Annotated in this window: 18 protein-coding genes; 9 read left to right on the top strand and 9 right to left on the bottom strand. The window is 63.4% G+C overall.

Annotated elements, in window-relative coordinates:
- Positions 1-119: 119 nt before the first annotated feature.
- Complete coding sequence (locus NL528_RS07160; RefSeq protein WP_309181999.1) at positions 120-1,781, bottom strand: hypothetical protein; 1,662 nt, start codon at positions 1,779-1,781, stop codon at positions 120-122.
- Between the two features lie 559 nt (positions 1,782-2,340).
- Positions 2,341-2,625, bottom strand: a complete 285-nt coding sequence (locus NL528_RS07155) for an usg protein (RefSeq protein ID WP_309181998.1) — start codon at positions 2,623-2,625, stop codon at positions 2,341-2,343.
- Positions 2,626-2,879: 254 nt separating this feature from the next.
- Between NL528_RS07155 and NL528_RS07150 the strand changes: the two genes are divergently transcribed.
- On the top strand, positions 2,880-3,197 hold the full coding sequence (locus NL528_RS07150) for a co-chaperone GroES (protein WP_074272317.1): 318 nt from the start codon (positions 2,880-2,882) through the stop codon (positions 3,195-3,197).
- A 140-nt stretch (positions 3,198-3,337) separates the two neighbouring features.
- Complete coding sequence (groL, locus tag NL528_RS07145; RefSeq protein ID WP_309181997.1) at positions 3,338-4,987, top strand: chaperonin GroEL; 1,650 nt, start codon at positions 3,338-3,340, stop codon at positions 4,985-4,987.
- A gap of 133 nt (positions 4,988-5,120) precedes the next feature.
- On the opposite strand, the gene NL528_RS07140 is transcribed toward groL, so the two are convergent.
- Positions 5,121-6,170, bottom strand: coding sequence for a malate/lactate/ureidoglycolate dehydrogenase (locus tag NL528_RS07140; RefSeq protein WP_309181996.1), 1,050 nt, complete (start codon positions 6,168-6,170; stop codon positions 5,121-5,123).
- Positions 6,171-6,504: 334 nt separating this feature from the next.
- Between NL528_RS07140 and NL528_RS07135 the strand changes: the two genes are divergently transcribed.
- The gene (locus tag NL528_RS07135; RefSeq protein ID WP_309181995.1) at positions 6,505-6,939 is read left to right on the top strand and encodes a VF_A0006 family four-cysteine protein; all 435 of its coding nucleotides are present in this window, start codon (positions 6,505-6,507) and stop codon (positions 6,937-6,939) included.
- A 69-nt stretch (positions 6,940-7,008) separates the two neighbouring features.
- On the opposite strand, the gene NL528_RS07130 is transcribed toward NL528_RS07135, so the two are convergent.
- The 4 genes from NL528_RS07130 to ftsE form a co-directional block, all read right to left on the bottom strand.
- The gene (locus NL528_RS07130) at positions 7,009-7,782 is read right to left on the bottom strand and encodes a 1-acyl-sn-glycerol-3-phosphate acyltransferase (RefSeq protein WP_309181993.1); all 774 of its coding nucleotides are present in this window, start codon (positions 7,780-7,782) and stop codon (positions 7,009-7,011) included.
- Positions 7,783-7,914: 132 nt separating this feature from the next.
- Complete coding sequence (locus tag NL528_RS07125) at positions 7,915-8,634, bottom strand: YdcF family protein (RefSeq protein ID WP_309181992.1); 720 nt, start codon at positions 8,632-8,634, stop codon at positions 7,915-7,917.
- Between the two features lie 74 nt (positions 8,635-8,708).
- Positions 8,709-9,680 (bottom strand): ABC transporter permease, encoded by a 972-nt coding sequence (locus NL528_RS07120; protein WP_309181990.1) that lies wholly within the window; start codon positions 9,678-9,680, stop codon positions 8,709-8,711.
- Between the two features lie 22 nt (positions 9,681-9,702).
- Positions 9,703-10,362: a cell division ATP-binding protein FtsE gene (ftsE, locus tag NL528_RS07115; RefSeq protein ID WP_074270991.1), complete on the bottom strand. Its 660-nt coding sequence runs from the start codon at positions 10,360-10,362 to the stop codon at positions 9,703-9,705.
- A 211-nt stretch (positions 10,363-10,573) separates the two neighbouring features.
- Between ftsE and NL528_RS07110 the strand changes: the two genes are divergently transcribed.
- Positions 10,574-11,443 (top strand): MJ0042-type zinc finger domain-containing protein, encoded by an 870-nt coding sequence (locus NL528_RS07110; protein ID WP_309181989.1) that lies wholly within the window; start codon positions 10,574-10,576, stop codon positions 11,441-11,443.
- A 93-nt stretch (positions 11,444-11,536) separates the two neighbouring features.
- Entirely contained in the window at positions 11,537-11,911 is a 375-nt protein-coding gene (locus NL528_RS07105) for a response regulator (RefSeq protein WP_309181988.1), read from the top strand.
- Between the two features lie 127 nt (positions 11,912-12,038).
- Here NL528_RS07105 and NL528_RS07100 read toward each other — a convergent pair whose 3' ends face one another.
- Entirely contained in the window at positions 12,039-13,112 is a 1,074-nt protein-coding gene (locus NL528_RS07100; RefSeq protein WP_309184821.1) for a DUF4175 family protein, read from the bottom strand.
- A 79-nt stretch (positions 13,113-13,191) separates the two neighbouring features.
- The gene (locus tag NL528_RS07095) at positions 13,192-15,066 is read right to left on the bottom strand and encodes a TIGR02302 family protein (protein ID WP_309181986.1); all 1,875 of its coding nucleotides are present in this window, start codon (positions 15,064-15,066) and stop codon (positions 13,192-13,194) included.
- A 182-nt stretch (positions 15,067-15,248) separates the two neighbouring features.
- Between NL528_RS07095 and NL528_RS07090 the strand changes: the two genes are divergently transcribed.
- The 4 genes from NL528_RS07090 to NL528_RS07075 all read left to right on the top strand — a co-directional run bounded on the left by NL528_RS07090 (position 15,249) and on the right by NL528_RS07075 (position 18,459).
- Positions 15,249-15,629, top strand: a complete 381-nt coding sequence (locus tag NL528_RS07090) for a carboxymuconolactone decarboxylase family protein (protein ID WP_309181985.1) — start codon at positions 15,249-15,251, stop codon at positions 15,627-15,629.
- 158 nt (positions 15,630-15,787) lie between these two features.
- Positions 15,788-16,699: an NAD(P)-dependent oxidoreductase gene (locus tag NL528_RS07085; protein ID WP_309181984.1), complete on the top strand. Its 912-nt coding sequence runs from the start codon at positions 15,788-15,790 to the stop codon at positions 16,697-16,699.
- Positions 16,700-16,815: 116 nt separating this feature from the next.
- Complete coding sequence (locus NL528_RS07080; protein WP_309181982.1) at positions 16,816-17,757, top strand: ABC transporter substrate-binding protein; 942 nt, start codon at positions 16,816-16,818, stop codon at positions 17,755-17,757.
- Between the two features lie 21 nt (positions 17,758-17,778).
- Positions 17,779-18,459, top strand: a complete 681-nt coding sequence (locus tag NL528_RS07075) for a DUF2270 domain-containing protein (RefSeq protein WP_309181981.1) — start codon at positions 17,779-17,781, stop codon at positions 18,457-18,459.
- Positions 18,460-18,493: the final 34 nt, after the last annotated feature.

Here is an 18,493-nt window from a genome sequence, read left to right as displayed (position 1 = left end):
ATTCGCCGAGCGAATTGTCCGTATCGCGGCCGATCGTGCCGCGGCGGCAGCGATCGGCATCAACGGTCGGCCGCCAGTTTTGTGCCGGCTGACCGTTGACTGCACGAGCCCGTTGATTGTCAGTCGGCGTCGGCGTGCCGATCGTGATCGTGATCGTCGGGCAGATGATCGCGATCAGTTCCTGGCGTAAACGAAACGCCACGGAGCACTTCGCCAAAGCGCGCCGTTCGAATCACCGTGAAAGTTTCGCCCGCGGGAAGGCTGGTTGCAGCTAATTTATCCCTGATCATGACCAGTTGATTCGGATCAGCACCCTGGTCGCCGTTTCCACTGACGGTCGAGGTGATCGCCCAGATCGTTGCGGTACCATCGCGATTGACGCGCCCCATGATGTTGCGAAGGCCGTCGCTGGCGGGCGACCAGGGAAGGCCGGTCTTGGGATTTTGGCCGCTCGGATAATCGGTCACCGTGTATGGCACGCCAAGGTTCAACCCGGCCTGCAGTACGTAGGCCAGTTTCCACGCGCGGAGGTTGGCGTCGAACACCCATTTCTGCAGTCCCGCGCCGGTTTGCGCGGCGGCCGCCTTGTACTTGCCGGACGCCGGATCAAAGCTGCTGGTGCCGTCGCCTTCGTCGGTGACGTAGAGCGTCTTCGCATCGGCGAACCAGACTCCGAACGGGAACGACGTCGCTTTTTTCGCCAAATTCGTCGGGAAGCCCGCAAGGATGCACATGTTGTAGGGGACGACCCCCTTCGTCTGCAGCTGTGAAGCGTCGTAAGGGATCGGCGTCGCAGGCAGGCTTGCGATCGCCTTCGGTACGCCGACGCCGTTCGGGCATGCCAGCGGCCTGCCGTTCGCATCGAAGCCGGTCGCATCGATGAAGTAGACCGAGTTGATGCCGTTACCGCCGCTGCCCTTGGTGGTATAGATGACGTTGTTGAAGATCGAGAGGCCCCGGAAATTGGTGTCTTTGCCGATCTTGTCCGCGGTCAGCCCCAGTTGCGTGATGTTGAAGCTGCCGACGGGCGTCGGCAGGCCCGGGTTCTGCGCGACGAGTGCGTTCCGTTCCGCGGTCAGGATTTGCAATCCGGCGCCAATAATGATCCCGTTTGGCTGAGGATTTGCGCCGTTGCCGGCGTTGCCCGCCGTATAGACAATGCGCGCTCCGCCGTTGTCGTTCAGGATCGCGGCGCGTCCGTTGTTGCCACTATACGCATTGGTTTTCGTGAAACGAAACCGACCATGTTCGTCAAGTTCTGCAACCACGCGGTAATTGCTTCCGGGAACGGGGTTGGTGGGATCGACCACCGCAGCCGTGTTGGAATTCGAAACATCGAGGGCATCGACGGGCGCAAGGTATCCCATGAACGTCACGACCCGGCCGTCGGTCGAAAGGTTTAGCGCGATCTCGGATTTGGACGGAAAGCTGGTCACCATCTGATCCCTGGTCAGGGGACCGCGGTCCGAGCTGTTGGGCACTTCGAGCGAGTTGATCAACTCGCCGGACGGCTTGAGTTGATCGAGCACGATTTTCGCGGTGATGCCGAAGCTGCCGTCAACGAGCGAATTGTTCCAGACATACGGATAAGAGCCGTCGTTCGTCGCGGCCACGCAAATGGGCGCGACGCAGTTGGGCGGCAGTTGTGTCCCCACCGCGACATTTGCCGGATTGTTGTCGTATACGGAACGGCTCAGCAGCAAATTTCCCGGCCTGAATTGAACACCATCGTCGTCAGCAAGAGCAACCGTGGCTCCCGCGACGCTCGATAAAACGACCATTACTGCCAAACCTGGTTGAAAAACCGGCATCTGGGCTAGAAAACGCGATCCTGCACCATTCATCGCAACCTCCCATGCTTCGCCCGCAGCAATGCTTGCTGCTCCAGGGCGAAAGGACCCTGCCTGTGCTCCATTACAGTCGTAAGAACGCGACGCGAATGGATGTGGAAGGTTTGAGGGGAGTCCGAGGTTCGAGGCGATTGGTTGTGGGATCATCCAGGATATTGTCGGGAGCGCCGCCGGATAAGCTGACATTCGCAGCGCGCGTCACTTCCGATATTCCCCGGTGAGCTGACATTCACCGGCAAAAACCGGAATTCATGATCGCTTCCTGTTCTTGAGTGAGACGCTGAGGAGAACGCATCAGCCCGTTACCCATCTACGCCGCTGACGCCTGGCGTCCACTTCCACGCACTTATTCGATTACCTCGTCGTCGCCGGCGAGCAGAAAATACGGGATTGTGATCTCGCTGAACTGGCCCGCTTGAAGAGAGTGAATTTCCCGAAAGCAATTTGCGCATGAGCGACAGTGATCACCCCAAAGCCGTGCGCCCTCGCGTTAATGCAGCCGGAAGACTCCATCCACGGCGCGTAGTTCGGCTGGCTTGATCAGTTTGGAGTGCGCGACGGTGACCGCAAACAGCGGGCCTTCGAGCTTTGTTTCCCAGAACGCGAGAAAATGCTTTAGCACCGGGAAATTTGGAAACATATCGTAGTCCTGCCAGACGTAAGTTTGCAGCAACCAGCGACGATCCGGACGGCGATAAACGATTTCCGCTGTCGTCAGTCCGTAGCCCAAGACCTGCTTCCTGAAATCCTTGGAAACCGCATCTTTCTCGACCATGGCAACCTCCAGCCAACCAAGACAGTTGCATGATTCTCAATTCGCCAGGAACGAAAACGTTCAATAGGTCATAGTAATCAACGCGTTAGCAGCAGATTCCTTCGCCTGCTAGCAATCGCCGCAAGCGTTCCTCCTCAAACATCGTGGGCGAAAGCCCTTGCGCCCCAGTGCCACAGGCGTATGTGAAGAGCGGCTAGCACTCGTTCATTGCGACTGCCAATCCAGAAATAATCACAAAAGCCAAGGAGGATCGCATGAAATTCCGTCCGCTCCACGACCGCGTCGTGGTCAAACGCATCGATGCCGAAGACAAAACCGCAGGCGGCATCATCATTCCGGACAGTGCCAAGGAAAAGCCCTCGCAGGGCGAAATCGTCGCCGTCGGCCCGGGTGGCCGCGACGAAGCCGGCAAGCTCATCCCGATCGACCTCAAGGTCGGCGACCGCGTGCTGTTCGGCAAATGGTCCGGCACCGAGGTCAAGCTCGATGGTCAGGAACTGCTGATCATGAAGGAAAGCGACATCATGGGCGTCCTCACCGACGTTCCCGCCGCCAAGAAGAAGGCCGCTTAAGCGCTTTAGCCCATTCCCTCATCCTGAGGAGCCGGCGCAGCCGGCGTCTCGAAGGAAGAGGCCCGTCCAAATCTCATCCCTCAAGAACCCGCCCATTGGCGCGGACCTCGGGATCTGACGAGTTGAAAACGGAGATCATTATGTCAGCCAAAGAAGTCAAATTCGGCGTCGATGCCCGCGACCGCATGCTGCGCGGCGTCGAAATTCTCAACAACGCGGTGAAGGTCACGCTCGGTCCGAAGGGCCGCAACGTCGTGCTCGACAAGTCGTTCGGCGCTCCCCGCATCACCAAGGATGGCGTCACCGTCGCCAAGGAAATCGAGCTTGAAGAAAAGTTCGAGAACATGGGCGCACAGATGGTGCGCGAAGTGGCCTCCAAGGCGGCCGATGCTGCCGGCGACGGCACCACCACCGCGACCGTGCTGGCCGCAGCCATTGTGCGCGAAGGCGCCAAGGCGGTTGCCGCCGGTATGAATCCGATGGATCTGAAACGCGGTATCGACCTGGCTGTGGACGCCGTGGTCGCCGACCTCGTCAAGAACTCCAAGAAGGTCACCTCCAACGAGGAGATCGCTCAGGTCGGCACCATCTCGGCCAACGGTGACGCGGAGATCGGCAAGTTCCTCTCCGACGCCATGAAGAAGGTCGGTAACGAGGGCGTCATCACGGTTGAAGAAGCCAAGTCGCTCGAGACCGAACTCGAGGTCGTCGAAGGCATGCAGTTCGACCGCGGCTACATCTCGCCCTACTTCGTCACCAACGCCGACAAGATGCGCGTTGAAATGGACGATGCCTACATCCTGGTCTATGAGAAGAAGCTCTCCAGCCTGAACGAACTTCTTCCGCTCCTGGAAGCGATCGTGCAGACCGGCAAGCCGCTGGTGATCGTCGCCGAAGACGTCGAAGGCGAGGCCTTGGCCACGCTCGTTGTGAACCGTCTCCGCGGTGGTCTCAAGGTTGCCGCCGTCAAGGCGCCGGGCTTCGGCGATCGCCGCAAGGCCATGCTGCAGGACATCGCGGTGCTGACCGGCGGTCAGGCGATCTCGGAAGATCTCGGCATCAAGCTCGAGAACGTCACGCTGCAGATGCTCGGCCGCGCCAAGAAGGTGATGATCGACAAGGAGAACACCACCATCGTCAACGGCGCCGGCAAGAAGGCCGACATCGAAGCCCGCGTTCAGCAGATCAAGGCGCAGATCGAGGAAACCACCTCGGACTACGACCGCGAGAAGCTGCAGGAGCGTCTGGCCAAGCTCGCTGGCGGCGTCGCGGTGATCCGCGTCGGCGGCGCGACCGAGGTCGAGGTGAGGGAACGCAAGGATCGGGTGGATGACGCGATGCATGCGACCCGCGCCGCGGTCGAGGAAGGCATCGTGCCGGGCGGCGGCGTCGCGCTGCTGCGTGCCTCCGAGCATCTCAAGGGGCTGCGTACCAAGAACGATGACCAGAAGACCGGCGTCGATATTGTGCGCAAGGCGCTGTCCGCGCCGGCCCGCCAGATCGCGATCAACGCCGGTGAAGACGGTTCCGTGATTGTCGGCAAGATCCTCGAAAAGGATCAGTACTCCTACGGCTTCGACTCGCAGACCGGCGAGTACGGCAATTTGGTCGCCAAGGGCATCATCGATCCGACCAAGGTGGTTCGCGTCGCGATCCAGAACGCAGCTTCGGTCGCGGCGCTGCTGATCACCACAGAAGCCATGGTGGCCGAAGTGCCGAAGAAGAACGCGGGCGGCGGCCTGCCTGCGGGTGGCGGCGGCATGGGCGGCATGGGTGGCATGGACTTCTAAGCCAGCCGTTCAGAGCTGGTTCAAATGAGAAAGGCCCGGCAACGATGCCGGGCCTTTCTGCATTGGCTACACGTCCATCTCGACGATATCGGTCAGAAACGATAGCCCCTAGCCCGCTACCCCGTCTGCCCGCTCAGGTATCCACTCGAATCTGATAGCGTTCGGCGATCGCTGACAACTGGGCCCAGGTCGTGTCATCTATTTCGATGCCATCGGCGATGCGCGCGGCGCGGGCCATTCGCTCGGGCTCGCCGGCGACCAGGACCGGGAGATCCTGGTCGGCAGGCTTGGCCGATTTCACCCAGGAAATCATGGCGTCGATCTCGCTCATCATGCTGTCGCGCATCGAAAGCCTGCCGGGATCGATCACGATGCTCAGCATACCGTTGATGATGCCGCGCTCGGGCGGCGTTGGCGTGGTGACACTCGCCGAGCCGACAATGGCCCCCGCCAACAGTTCACACACGAGCGCCAATCCGGAGCCCTTGTGCTCGCCGAAAGGCAACACCACACCGCGCGGCTCGCTGTGCATCACCGAGGGGTCGGTGGTGGGTTGGCCTTTGTGGTCGAGCAACGCGCCGTCGAGCATCGGCTTGCCGGCATTGTGCGCAACCCTCACCTTTCCCAGGGCCACCCGGCTGGTGGCAAAATCGAGCAGGATCGACGCGTTGTTATCGGTGCCCGGAATCGCGATGCAGACCGGATTGGTCAGGAACCTGCCCTCCCGGCCGCGGAAGGGCGCGACCGGTGGCGGTCCCGAAGCGACGTTGACGAAGTGCAGCGCCACCATTCCCGCTCCTGCGGCAATCTCGCCATAGGCGCCGACGCGGCCAATATGGTGCGCGTTGCGCAACCCGTTCACCGCAACGCCATGCTTCTGCGCCGCCTCGATCGCCCATTCGACCGCCTGGCGGGCGACCACCTGGCCGTAGCCGGCGCGGGCATCCCATACCGAGATGGTGCCGGTGTCCGACACGATCTCCGGCGTCTGGTTGACCTTCAGCGTCCCGCCCTCCAGGTCGCGCACATAGGCGACCAGCATCCCGACGCCATGGCTGTCATGGCCGCGCAGGTTGGACTCGACCAGATGCTCGGCAACAATGGCTGCCTCGGCAGGCGAACTGCCACCCGCCGTGACGTTGCGGTTGGCAAGCGCACGCAGCCTGACGTGGTCGACAATCATGCTTTTCTCCGTTCCGCGGCGCGCCGGCGCGCGCCTTCACAGTCAAGGTCGGCAAGTAACCAACCATAGCCGCGGAGCCCAGTCATCGAGAATGTTCGCCGGCGACTGCGGACACGAGTCAACGATCGCGATGTACGCGCCGCATCATCATGAAATTCAGACAACGATGTCGCGCCGACGGTTCTTCTTGACTCCTCCCGCGCCAGCTAACAAATTCCGGCCATAGGTCCAAACGCCTTGCTCTTACGACCCGCGGTCGTCAGCTTTGCCTGACTGGTGCGGTCAAGGCACCCCCGATCGATGAAGTTTGTCACGCCGCTAACTGGAGGGGCTTGTGCACGGCACGATCTGCGAAAGCCGGACGGTCCCGCCCGCGGGCGCCGAGGTAGCCACCGGTTGGCGCATCCACAGCGTTCTCGATGGGTGTGCTGGTGGCTGGGTCAAAGGATGGGCTCACCCGCTGTCAGCCATTCTGACCATCATCGTCGTTGCCGGAACGCTTCTTGCTTCCTCCGGATCGGTCATCGCGCAAACCAGCACAGAAAAACAGGCTCAATGCGAGCTGTCTGCCATCCGCGATACGAGATCATCCCTGGCCATTCAGTTCATCCGTTCTGCCTGCAATTGGCTCGCACTCAACGGCGACTCCTTGTTGAATGAAAGCAGCAAAGGATATTACGTTTGCCTCGTGCGCCAGCTGTCGGGCGTCCAGGCTGATGAAGCTGCTGCGGCAATTGTCTCGGCATGTCGCACATCCAGTCCGCCTTGAGGAGTTCGCCGCTCTCCTGCACTGCCGGGGATTTGGCCGCTCGGCCAAAGCGCGACGCACCAAAACGCTCTACCCCTTCGCCGGCGCCGAACTCTTCACCCGGCCGAACAATTGCGCCTGCTCGCGGCGTGCCGCCTCGACCAGCCGGTTGGTGGCGTCCTCGATGCCGGTGGCAATGCGGGTGTTGAATTCCTTGCGGGAGAGGCCTGGCGGCAAGGGATCGAGGAATTCGACCACCAGCGTGCCCGGATAGCGCATGAAGGTGCGGCGCGGCCAGAACAGTCCCGAATTGAGCGCGACCGGCAGACAGGTCACGCCGCAATCGACATAGATCATGCCGATGCCGGACTTGTAGTGCGGCTCGGCATCGACCGGCCTGCGCGTGCCCTCGGGGAAGATGATCAGTTGACGGCCGCGCCGAACCGCCTCGGCGGCACGGCGGGCCATATCCTTGAGCGAGCGGGCGCCGGCGTCGCGGTCGATCCCGATCATGTTGGCTTTGATCAGATACCAGCCGAAGAACGGAATCCAGGTCAGGTCGCGCTTGAGGATATAAAGCGGCTCCGCGAACAACGGCATCAGCGCGAACGTCTCCCACATCGACTGATGCTTGGACGCGACGATCAGCGGGCCCTTCGGGATCTTGTCGGTGCCGCGAAACTCCACCCTGGTGTTGCAGATCACGCGCAGCAGCCAGATGCTGCTGCGGGCCCAACATTTCGCAATGCCCAGGATCGCCCAGCGCGGCATCAGGAAGGTCGGGATCGCGATGATCAGCCAGCACACCAGCAGCAGATAGAACAGCACGTTGAAGACCAGCGAACGCAAGAAAATCAGAACCATCGAAAACCGCACCCTCTCATTCCGTCATTCCGGGACGCGAAGCGAACTATGACCCGCAATCGCGCATCTGAGAATTTCGAGATTCCGGGTCTGGTGCTCGCGCACCATCCCGGAATGACGACGTTTAATACATCAGTTGGCAAGCGCCGTCGCCGGCCGGTGTGGCGCGAGCGAACCGGGCGGCTGTTCGGCAAAATCGGGCACGAGATCGAGGCCGGCATCGGCCAGCCGCACCCGGACCTCCGCGGCGACGTATTTGGCGTATTCCGATAGCAACAGCCGGAAGGTCGCGCCACTCGTCCACCACGGCTCGTCGCGCCATTTGTCGCCGACCACCGCGAACGGAATAAGCTGGATATCCGGCATCGCATGCGACAATTCGACGATAGCACGCGGCATATGGTAATTCGATGTCACCACGATCAGCGACTTGAAGCCGCGCTCGCGGGCCCAGCGCCGCGTCTCCGCCGCATTGCTCCTGGTATTGACCGCCGAGCGGTCGAGATCGACGCAGCAGCCCAGCAGCGACTGGTTGTCGGGCAGCAAGCGGGAAATGTCGCTGACCGCACTGGTCGGATGCACGCCCGAGATCAACAGCCGCTTGCCGTAGCCGCCGGCCAGCAATTCCATCGCATCCGACACCCGCGACGAGCCGCCGGTCAGGACCACGATGCCGTCGGCATTGCGCGCCGGCTTGATTTCGACGCCGCGCAGTTGCGACAGAAAGCCGACGAAGCCGACGCCTGCGCCGACGAACAGGGTCGCCAGCACAGCGACGATGGTCGCGCGCAGCCATCCCCGCGGCGGCACGGCCGGCGCGTTCGGCGAATTATCGTCGGGCGGCAAACTCATGCGATGCTGGCAATCCTCGTCCCCAAGGTAATTCTACAGCGCTTTTCGCGCGAAGTGGATACCGGTTCGGGCCGTCAATCGATGTCGTCAAGCGTCGAAAACAGCGTCCGCCGCGAGGCCCAGGCCGTGATCGCGGCGATCAGCACCGCCTGGGCGGCGAGCGCCAGATAGCCCGACGGACGCAGCGAAAACGTCCCCAGCAGGGCGGCAAACTGATCGCCGACGGGGGTGCCCGAGAACCAGCCCGCGATCGATTCGGAGAAGCCGAAACCAAGCATTGCGGCACCGCCGCCGATCAACCCGCCTTCGAGGCCTAATCTCAGAAAATGCCGCAGGAAGCGGTTGGCGATGTAGCTGTCGCCGGCGCCGACGAAATGCAGGACCTCGACGATCGGACGGTTCGCCGCCATCGCCCCCCGTGTCGCGAACGACACCGAAATGATGGTCGCGATAATCACCAGCGCGAGGATACCGATGCCGGCAAACACGGTGGCGCCCGTCATCGAGCGCATCCGCTCGATCCAGGCGCGATGATCGTCGACGGTGGCGGACGGTGCGGCCTGCGTCACCCGGCCGCGCAGCGCGGCGAGGTCGAGCGTCGCGCCGGGCTGCAGCCGCGCGACGATCACGCGCGGCACCGGCAGATCGTCGAGCGACAATCCGCTGCCGAGCCAGGGTTCCAGCAGTTTGGCGGACTCGTCCTTGCTGAACGGCCGGATCTCGATGATGCCGGGCTGCCCCCGCATCGCTTCGGCGACCGCTGCGGCGTCGCGGTCGAGATCGCGCCCGGCTAGAGGGCGCACCTGAATGGTGATTTCGGAGGCCACTTCCGACTGCCATTCCGCCGCCGACGCGCTCACCAGGAGCACGGTGCCGGTCGTGATCGAGGCGAGGAAGGTCATGATGGCGACGACCGCGACCAGCGCGCGGCCGGAGATCGAGGCGCGCGGCACGATTGGCGACATGTTGCGCGCCCGCGCCGGCAACTGCGGCCGTTCGTGCCCGAGGTCCACCAGCGGGGCATGCTCGTTGCCAAGTTTACTCATGGATAGAGTCTACTCATCGAGCCTACTCATAGATATGCAGCCGTCCCTGGTGCAGCACCAGCCGCCGCGCCTCGTACTGATCCATCAGCGTGATGTCGTGGGTCGCGATGATGACCGCGGTGCCGGACTTGTTCAATTCGATGAATAGCCGCAGCAGCCGCCGGCCCAGCGTCGGATCGACGCTGCCGGTCGGCTCGTCCGCCAGCAACAGCTGCGGCCGCGAGATCACCGCGCGCGCAATCGCCGCGCGTTGTTTTTCGCCGCCCGACAGGATCGGCGGCAGCGCATCCATCCGCTCGCCGAGGCCGACCCATTTCAGGAGATCGATCACTTCGCGGCGGTAACTGGATTCGTCGCGGCCCATCACGCGGAAGGGCAGCGCCACGTTTTCGTAGGTCGTCATGTGGTCGAGCAGGCGAAAATCCTGCAGCACGATGCCGATCCGCTTGCGCAGGTCGGCGACCTGGTCCTTGCCGAGCAGCGAGACGTCCTGGCCGAACAGATTGACCAGCCCGCGGGTCGGCCGCAGCGACAGGAACAACAGCCGCAGCAGCGAGGTCTTGCCGGCGCCCGACGGCCCGGTGAGGAACTGGAAGGAATGGGCCGGGATCAGGAACGAGAGGTCGCGCAGAATCTCCGGGCCGAGCCCGTATCGCAATCCGACATTTTCGAACCGAACCAATCTCAGCTCCGTTCGATTTGGGGCGTGGCCGGGAACCCAGAACCTTGAGAACGGCCACCTCGAGCACAGTCACTTTGCGAACAGCCTCGGGCGTGCAGCCCGCCGGCCCGGCCGCGAACCCGGCAAAACGGTTTTGCGTCGGTTATGGTTTCCGGTTCGTTAACGGTCGCATTGTAGCATCGAGACAGAGACAAGGTGGAAATCGGGCTCCATGCACATCGTTTGCCCCCATTGTACAACATCTTACGCCATCAATCTGGCCACCCTCGGTGCCGCCGGACGTACGGTCCGCTGTTCCCGTTGCAAGGAAGTGTGGCTGGCGCGGCCTGAGGACGCGATCGATATCCCGGCGCCGGTACCGGCGATGGCCGCGGCCGGCCAATCGACCACCGAGGCCGACGCTGCCGCGGAATGGGAAGCGATGGCGCGCGAGGACGAGGGCCAGGAGACCCCGGTGGTCGACAGCCCCTCGATTTCGGCCGATTGGCCGGACGGGAACGCAGGCTCCGGGGAAGGCACCGATTGGCCGTCGGTCGCCCGGGAAGACGCCGAGGCCCATGAGGAGGTCGTTTCGACGCACGCGTCGCGACTGGCCCGGCTGTTCCGGCTGCCCGCATTGCCCCGCATTCCCTTCATGCCGGTGGTCGGCCTGCCCACCGCCTGTGCCGCGATGGGCGCGCTGCTGCTGGCGCTGGTGATCTGGCGCGCCGACGTGGTGCGCCTTTTGCCGCAGACCGCGACGTTCTACCGGATGGTGGGGTTGGACGTGAACCTGCGCGGGCTCGCGTTCAAAGACATCAAGATCAGCAACGAAACCGTGGAAGGCAAGCCGGTGCTGGTGATCGAAGGCGTGATCGTCGGCGAGACCCGCAAGCCGGTCGAACTGCCGCGGCTGCGCTTTTCGGTGCGCGACGCCCAGGGCGCGGAAATCTATGCCTGGAACGCGGTGCTCGAACAGGCGGTGCTGCAGCCCGGCGAACGGGCATTTTTCAAGTCGCGGCTCGCCTCGCCGCCGCCCGAAGGCCGCAATATTGATGTACGATTCTTCAACAAGCGGGATTTGGCCGGCGGCCATGCGTAACATAGCGTTTTCGAGCGAAGTGGATCCCGGTTCGCGTCAAGAAAACGCGTCAAATTAATAGAGCGTTTTCGAGCGCGCGAGAGATAACATTCCATGCCACGCGTGTTGATCGCCGACGATGAAGACTCGATGCGCCTGTTGGTGGCGCGCGCCATCGCCATGGACGGCCACCAGACGGCCACCGCGGAAGACGGCGCCGAAGCGCTGGAGATTTTGACCCGCGAGAACGGCGCCTTCGATCTGCTGCTCACCGATATCCAGATGCCGGTGATGGACGGGATCGCGCTGGCGCTGGCGGCGGCGCGCGATTTTCCGAAGCTGACGATTCTGCTGATGACCGGCTTTGCCGCCCAGCGCGAACGCGCCTCCGGCCTCGATGCGATCGTGCATGACGTCGTGACAAAGCCGTTCTCGGTGGCGGATATCCGCACCGCGGTGGCGGATGCGCTGGCGGCGAGGAAGGGGTAGCGGGGAAGAAGCCCCGACAACTCGTCATTGCGAGGAGCGAAGCGACGAAGCAATCCATTCTTTCTTTTCCGCGGAGAAATGGATTGCTTCGCTTCGCTCGCAATGACGGCGGCGGGCGCCCAACCGCTCAGTAATCCTTCAGCAGCCGCTCGATGTAATCGAGTTCGATCTGCGGACGCGACGGATCGGCGAGGCGCCGGCGCAGTTCTTCCAGGATCCGACGCACCCGCTGTACGTCGATCTCGCCGGGGATTTTCACCGTCAGATCGTCGCCGAATTCGCGGCCGCGCAGCGGCCGGCCCAGCGGATCGGTCTGGTTGCCGCCGCTCTGCTGCCGGCCGGCGCGATTGCCCGGGCCATCGCCGGACTGGTCGCCATCGCCCTGCTGCATGGCGTCGGCGAGGTTCTGGGCGCCCTTGCGCAACGCCTCCAGCGCGCGGCCCTGCGAGTCCACGGCGCCGTCGGCATTGCCTTCTCCGAGCCTACCGCTGGCATCGCCCATCGCCGAATCGGCCTGATCGAGGCCGTCCTCGCCGTCGCCCTGGTCGCCTTGCTCGCCCTGCCCCTGTTCGCCGCCCTGACCCTTCTCGCCTTTCTGACCTTTTTCGCCGCGCTGGCCCGGCCCCATGCCGCGCTTGGCGAGTTGTTCCTGCAGTTTCTTCAGCCGGTCGCGCAGGCTCTGCTGGTCCTGCTGCAGGTCGGCCATGCCCTGGTCCCCCTGCTTGCCGCGCATCCGGTCGCGCCGCGAATCCTGGCCCTGCTTGAAGGTCTTGTCGCGCAACTGCTGCTGCTTGCGGATCATGTCGCCGAGTTCGTTCAGCGCCTGCTCCATCTCGCTGTCGCCGGGCTGGCCGGGCTGCGCCATCTGCAGGTTTTCCAGCATCTGCTGCAACTGCTCCAGCAATTGCTTGGCGGCATCCTTGTCACCGGATTTCGACAGCCGCTCGAGGCGATCGAGCATGCTCTTCAGATCGCGGTCGCTCAATATGCGCGGCCGGAACGCGTATTTTTCCAGATTCTGGATCGCCTCGGACTGATTGCTGAGACTGCCGTCGGTCTTCTTGCTCTTCAGATTATCGACGGAATCCCGCATCGCCCTTTCGGCATTCTCAAGCAGCTCATCGAGCGCTTCCTGGGCTTTGGCCGCGGTCGAGAACGCCGGCGCGCAGAGCGCGATCGCCAGGATCAGCGCGGCAACCATCGCGCGCCCACAGCCTTTCGCGCGGCTGGCGCTTTCCTGACCCATTGAGATGAATTTTGCGATCATCATCGGTGCTCGATCATCTCGGCTTGTGCGTATCGCGGAAGTTCTTCAAGCGCTGCCGTAACGCCTCCTGCTGCATCGCCAGATCTTCCAGCTGGTCTTCGGTCGCATGCGCGGTCTTTTCCCGCAGCGCCTTGGATTGTTCGAGGATGACGCGAACTTCCTCCGGCACCGGCGGCATATTGGGGATCGGCGCCCGATCCTGCTGCTGCGCCAGCTGGCGCAGGAAATTGTCCATCGCCGCGCGCAGATTGTCGGTCAATTTCTTGATCTCTTCGTCGCTGGCGCCGCGTTCCAGCGCCTGCTTGAGCGCGTCCTGCGCTGCGCGCAGCGCCTTGTCGACATCGGTGATGTTGCCGTCCTCGATGGTGACCGCGAGCGCCCACAGGCTCGCCACGACCTCGCGCAGCGCATCGTCGGTGCGGGCCGCTTCGAGCTGCCGCGCGACGCTGTAGAGGCCGAGATACTGGCCGGCTTCCGGCGTGAACAATTCCGGCGCGATCATCAGCGCGTCGAGCGCGGTAAAGACCTGCGCATTCTGGTTGGCGTCGAGCGCCAGGATGCGGCGCTGCTCGATCAGGGCCCGCGCCAGCGGCTTGGTGAACAGCCGCTCCGGCAGCTTCATGTTGAACGGCTCGCTGCGGCCCTCATTGCCGGCCTCGTCCTTGGCCGTCAGCGTCAGCGTGACGTCGGCGCCGGCATAGGGGTCCTCGCTGAGATCCTTCACCGTTTGGCCGACGCCGTTGCGGGTGCGCGCATTCGGCAGCACCAGCGCAAACTGCGGCGGATCGAACAGCGGCCGTGGCTCCGCGGATTTGCCGGTTTCCTTGCCGGTTTCTTTAGGGGTATCGCCGGGGCGCACGGCAAATTGGGCGCGGGCTTCGGTGACGCCGTAATCGTCCTCGAGCCGGTAGGACATCTGCAGCGAGCCGCGGGCCTGGCGCTCCGGATCTTTCGCCAGCGCAATGGTCGGGGGGCGGTCGGGCGTCGCGGTGAACTTCCATAGCGGCTGGCCGGCGGGGGCGCGGACATGCGCGGTGCCGTCGGCCGCGATCTTGAAGTGGCGTTCGTTGGTGCCTTTCGGCGCCTCGGCGCTGGGTGCGATCTCGGTCACGCCGCCGCCGACCACCACATCGATGGTGCCGCCGCTGGAGCGCACCAGCAGCGTGCTGCCGGCCGGAACCGGCAACGGCCCGCTATCGGGCGTGCCGGCATCCTTGTTGGCGGCCGACAGGATGATCGGGGGCTTGCCGGTATAGTTTGGCGGCGTCACCCAGGCGTCGACCCTGACATTGGCCGGCGCCAGCACGCCGTTCCAGTCGAACACCGCGGCAACGCGCAGCGCGCGTTCGTCGCCGGCGGCCACATAGGTTGCGACCATCATCACCATGACCAGCGCACGCAGCGCCCAGGGGTCATGGATCGCCAGCCGCGGCGAAGGCAGCCCCGCGCGGATCCGCTTGAGCGACGCCAGCGTCCGCTCGCGCTGCGCCTGCCACAGCGCCAGCGCGACCGGATCCCTGGTCGCGAGCGTATCGGTCAGCGCGGTGGCGGGGCGATGGCGGATGCCAGTGCCGCGGTCGAGGCGGCGGAGGGCCTCCTCGCGGGTCGGCCAGCGGAAACGAATCAGCGGGAACAGCGTGCCGACCGCCAGCAGCACGAACAGGCCGCTGCCGATGGCGCGCGCCACGAACGGCAGCGTCAGCCACAATCCGGCCCAGGACACCACCAAAAACAGTCCGATGACGCTCAACAGACGCGCGAGACTAGGCCAGCCGCGTTCCCACGCGATCGCATATTTGGCCCGCTGCAGGGCCTGCGTCAGCTGCAGCCGCGCGATGGTGTCAGGCTCGCGCGCGGGCTCCGGTGGGTCGGGGGTGGCGCCGCTCAATAAAATCTCCGGGTTGCCGACAGGCAAGCCTAGCACAGCGGCGGCAATGAGGCACCCGTTTCAGCCGGTAACCCACACCCGGAAATACGCATAACACGAAGGCGTGACTGCGGGGCTGCGACCCCGTAAAGCTCCGGTGTCGAGCCATCAAAGGCCGCCCAAACAAACATCGAGGAAACCTCATGGACCAGAAAACGCACGACAAGGGACTGGAAATTCGCAAGGCGGTGCTCGGCGAGACCTATGTCGCCAACGCGCTGAAGAATTCCGACAGCTTCAACAAGCCGTTCCAGGAACTGGTCACCGAATATTGCTGGGGCGCGGTGTGGGGCCGCGAGGAACTGCCGCGCAAGACCCGCAGCATGCTCAACCTCGCCATGATCTCGATCCTCAACCGGCCGCATGAACTGCGCGTGCACATCAAGGGCGCGCTCACCAACGGCGTGAGCCGCGACGAAATCCGCGAAGTCTTCATGCAGGTCGCGATCTACGCCGGCGTTCCCGCGGGCGTCGACAGTTTTCGAATCGCGCGCGAAGTGTTCGCCGAGATCGACAAGGGGTGAGAGCCCATTTGGGCCGTCATTGCGAGCGAAGCGAAGCAATCCATCTCGCCGCGCAAAGAAAAAATGGATTGCTTCGTCGCGGAGCCTGTCATCGGGCGCGCATTCGCGCGACCCGTTGGCTCCTCGCAATGACGTTGTGAAATAAGGGAAACATCATCATGGAAATCGGATTCATCGGCCTCGGCAAAATGGGTTTTCCGATGGCGCGGCGGCTCGTTGAGGCCGGGCATCAGTTGACGGTGTTCGACACCCGCAAGGAAGTCGTCGACAAACTGATCGCGATCGGCGCGCAAGCGGCGGCGTCGTCGAAGGAAATCGCCGACCGCTGCGAGACCGTGTTGGCGAGCCTGCCGTCACTGCAGGCCTCGCTCGACGTCGCAACCGGCACCGGCGGCGTCATCGAAGGCAAGCGCGTCAAGCGCTTCGTCGATCTCTCGACCGTCGGCTCGCAGATGGCGGTGCGGATTCACGGCCTGCTCGCCAAGCGCAACATCGTGCAGGTCGATAGTCCCGTCTCGGGCGGCGTCGGCGGCGCCGAGAAGGGAACGCTGGCGGTGATGGTGTCGGGTCCGCGCACCGATTTCGAGGTGCTGAAGCCCGCGCTCGACGTCATCGGCAAGGTGTTCTTCATCGGCGAGAAACCCGGCTCCGGCCAGACCATGAAGCTCGCCAACAATTTCCTGTCGGCCACCGCGATGGTCGCGACCTCGGAAGCCGTGGTGATGGGGGTCAAATCCGGGCTCGATCCCGCCGTGATGATCGACGTCATCAACGCCGGCTCTGGGCTGAACACCGCCAGCCGCGACAAGTTTCCGCGCGCCGTGCTGCCGCGCAGCTTCGATTTCGGTTTCGCCACCGGACTGATGGTGAAGGACGTGCGGCTGTGTCTCGAGGAGATGAAGTCGCTCGGACTGTCGATGGAAGTCGCCGAAGCCGTCGGCCGGCTCTGGGAAGTCGTGATCCGCGACATGGGTCCGGAGTCGGATTTCACCTCGGCGATCAAGCCGATCGAGAAAGCGGCGGGCGTCGTCGTCGGCGGCGCCAAGGGCGGCAGTCACGCGGCGAAGTGAGGCCGCTCGCAACACCCCGTCGTCCGGCCGAGCGGTAGCGCGGCTAGCCGGTTTCAAGTAGTATGCCGCAAGTTCTCCGAAGGGGGACTGGCATGAGACGGCGCACATTCTTCCAATTGATTGGCGGCGCGGCGACCCTTTATGCGCTCACGGCGTCGGCTCAGCAGACCAACGTGCCAACCATTGGCGTCCTGGTGCGCGCGGCTCCCGGCTGGCAACAATTCTGGGAATTGTTTCGCGAGGCGCTGCGCCAGATCGGTTACGTCGACGGGAAAAACGTTCGGTTCCTGTTTCGATCGGACCAGGGAGAGATAAGCCGCCTTCCCGAGTTGGCAGCCGAACTGGTGCGGCTCAAGGTTGACGTGATCGTGCCCTGGTTCACTCCGGCCGCTGTTGCCGCCAGACAGGCGACGCGCGAGATTCCAATCGTGTGCGCGGTCTGCGGAGACATGATCGGGACCGGGTTGGTCGAGAGCCTGGCCCGGCCAGGTGGAAATGTCACCGGCAACTCCAGCCTGAACGCGGAGCTGTCTGCGAAATTTATCGAACTGATCCGCGAGATTGTGCCGTCGGTGCACCGGGTTGCGGTGCTCGCAAATGCACCCGATCCTTTCTCGAAAGTGTTTGTCAGGGAGATCCAGCTGGCCGGCCAGGCCTCCGGAACGGCGATTGATCCGATCCTGGTCCACGGTTCCGAAGAACTCGACGCCGCTTTTCAGTCGATGCAGAGATCGCGACCCGACGCCGTCATCGTCCAGCCCAGCCTGCCGACCAAACGAGCGGCGGAACTGGCCCTGAGCCACCGAATACCAGCCATTTGCGGATGGCGAGACTTCGTCGGCGACGGCGGGCTCATGGCCTATTTCGCCGCAGAAGCCGACATGTACCGCGAGGCCGCTGTTTTCGTCGACAAGATCCTGAAGGGTGCCAGGCCGGCAGACCTTCCGGTCGAGCTGCCGTCCAGGTTTGAGCTGCTCATAAACCTCAAGACCGCGAAGGCAATCGGATTGACCATTCCGGCGGCATTTCTCGCCCGCGTTGACGAAGTGATCGAATGAACGGACAAGCGGAGCCCCGTCATGTCTCCAACGGTTTCCAACGAAGCAAAGCCCCGACACACATTCGATTCCGCCGAAATGGGCGCCATCGCCCATCTCTACCGCGGCGAAGTCTATCGCTCGACGATCTGGCGAACGCGGCTCGACAACACGACCAATTGGTCGATCGTCACGATGGGCATCGCGCTGTCGACGACCTTTTCGAGCCCGGAGGCGTCACCCCTGCCCCTTGTGCTGGTAGGGCTGCTGCTTGCGGTGTTTCTCGGCATGGAGGCGCGGCGCTATCGCTATTTCAATGTCTGGCGCGCCCGCGCTCGCTGGCTGGAGATGAATTTCTATGCGCCAATATTCACCGGTGAAGCCCGCGACGATAGTTGGCAGGTGATTCTCGCACGCGACTACACGGTGCCGCGCCACCACATTTCGTTTGTCCGCGCGGCGGGGCGGCGGTTGCGTCGCAACTACGTCTGGATTTTCGCCATCCAGGCAATCGCCTACTATGGCAAGATAGCCATCCATCCGACGCCTGCGGCGACCTTGGTCGAATATTCCGATCGAGCCGCCGTCGGACCGATTCCCGGCTGGATCGTTCTGATGACAGGCTTTGCCTACTATTTCGGCTGGCTGGCGTTCGCGCTCGGCACGATGTGGCTCGACCAACGCCAGCACGACGCCAAGGGCGACAAGGTGGCGATGGGTTAAGCAGGAGGTGACGCCTGCCCCAACCCGCCATGGT

Origin of the sequence: Bradyrhizobium sp. Ash2021, from assembly GCF_031202265.1 — a bacterium.
Lineage (GTDB): Bacteria > Pseudomonadota > Alphaproteobacteria > Rhizobiales > Xanthobacteraceae > Bradyrhizobium.
The sequence above is the reverse complement of the archived record's forward strand: the minus strand, read 5'-3'. Positions and strand labels throughout refer to the sequence as shown.

Coding starts and splice junctions, on each gene's coding strand:
- NL528_RS07160 (WP_309181999.1), bottom strand. CDS start 1,781: ATGGTCGTTTTATCGAGCGTCGCGGGAGCCACGGTTGCTCTTGCTGAC.
- NL528_RS07155 (WP_309181998.1), bottom strand. CDS start 2,625: ATGGTCGAGAAAGATGCGGTTTCCAAGGATTTCAGGAAGCAGGTCTTG.
- NL528_RS07150 (WP_074272317.1), top strand. CDS start 2,880: ATGAAATTCCGTCCGCTCCACGACCGCGTCGTGGTCAAACGCATCGAT.
- groL (WP_309181997.1), top strand. CDS start 3,338: ATGTCAGCCAAAGAAGTCAAATTCGGCGTCGATGCCCGCGACCGCATG.
- NL528_RS07140 (WP_309181996.1), bottom strand. CDS start 6,170: ATGATTGTCGACCACGTCAGGCTGCGTGCGCTTGCCAACCGCAACGTC.
- NL528_RS07130 (WP_309181993.1), bottom strand. CDS start 7,782: ATGGTTCTGATTTTCTTGCGTTCGCTGGTCTTCAACGTGCTGTTCTAT.
- NL528_RS07125 (WP_309181992.1), bottom strand. CDS start 8,634: ATGAGTTTGCCGCCCGACGATAATTCGCCGAACGCGCCGGCCGTGCCG.
- NL528_RS07120 (WP_309181990.1), bottom strand. CDS start 9,680: ATGAGTAAACTTGGCAACGAGCATGCCCCGCTGGTGGACCTCGGGCAC.
- NL528_RS07110 (WP_309181989.1), top strand. CDS start 10,574: ATGCACATCGTTTGCCCCCATTGTACAACATCTTACGCCATCAATCTG.
- NL528_RS07105 (WP_309181988.1), top strand. CDS start 11,537: ATGCCACGCGTGTTGATCGCCGACGATGAAGACTCGATGCGCCTGTTG.
- NL528_RS07100 (WP_309184821.1), bottom strand. CDS start 13,112: ATGGTTGCCGCGCTGATCCTGGCGATCGCGCTCTGCGCGCCGGCGTTC.
- NL528_RS07090 (WP_309181985.1), top strand. CDS start 15,249: ATGGACCAGAAAACGCACGACAAGGGACTGGAAATTCGCAAGGCGGTG.
- NL528_RS07085 (WP_309181984.1), top strand. CDS start 15,788: ATGGAAATCGGATTCATCGGCCTCGGCAAAATGGGTTTTCCGATGGCG.
- NL528_RS07075 (WP_309181981.1), top strand. CDS start 17,779: ATGTCTCCAACGGTTTCCAACGAAGCAAAGCCCCGACACACATTCGAT.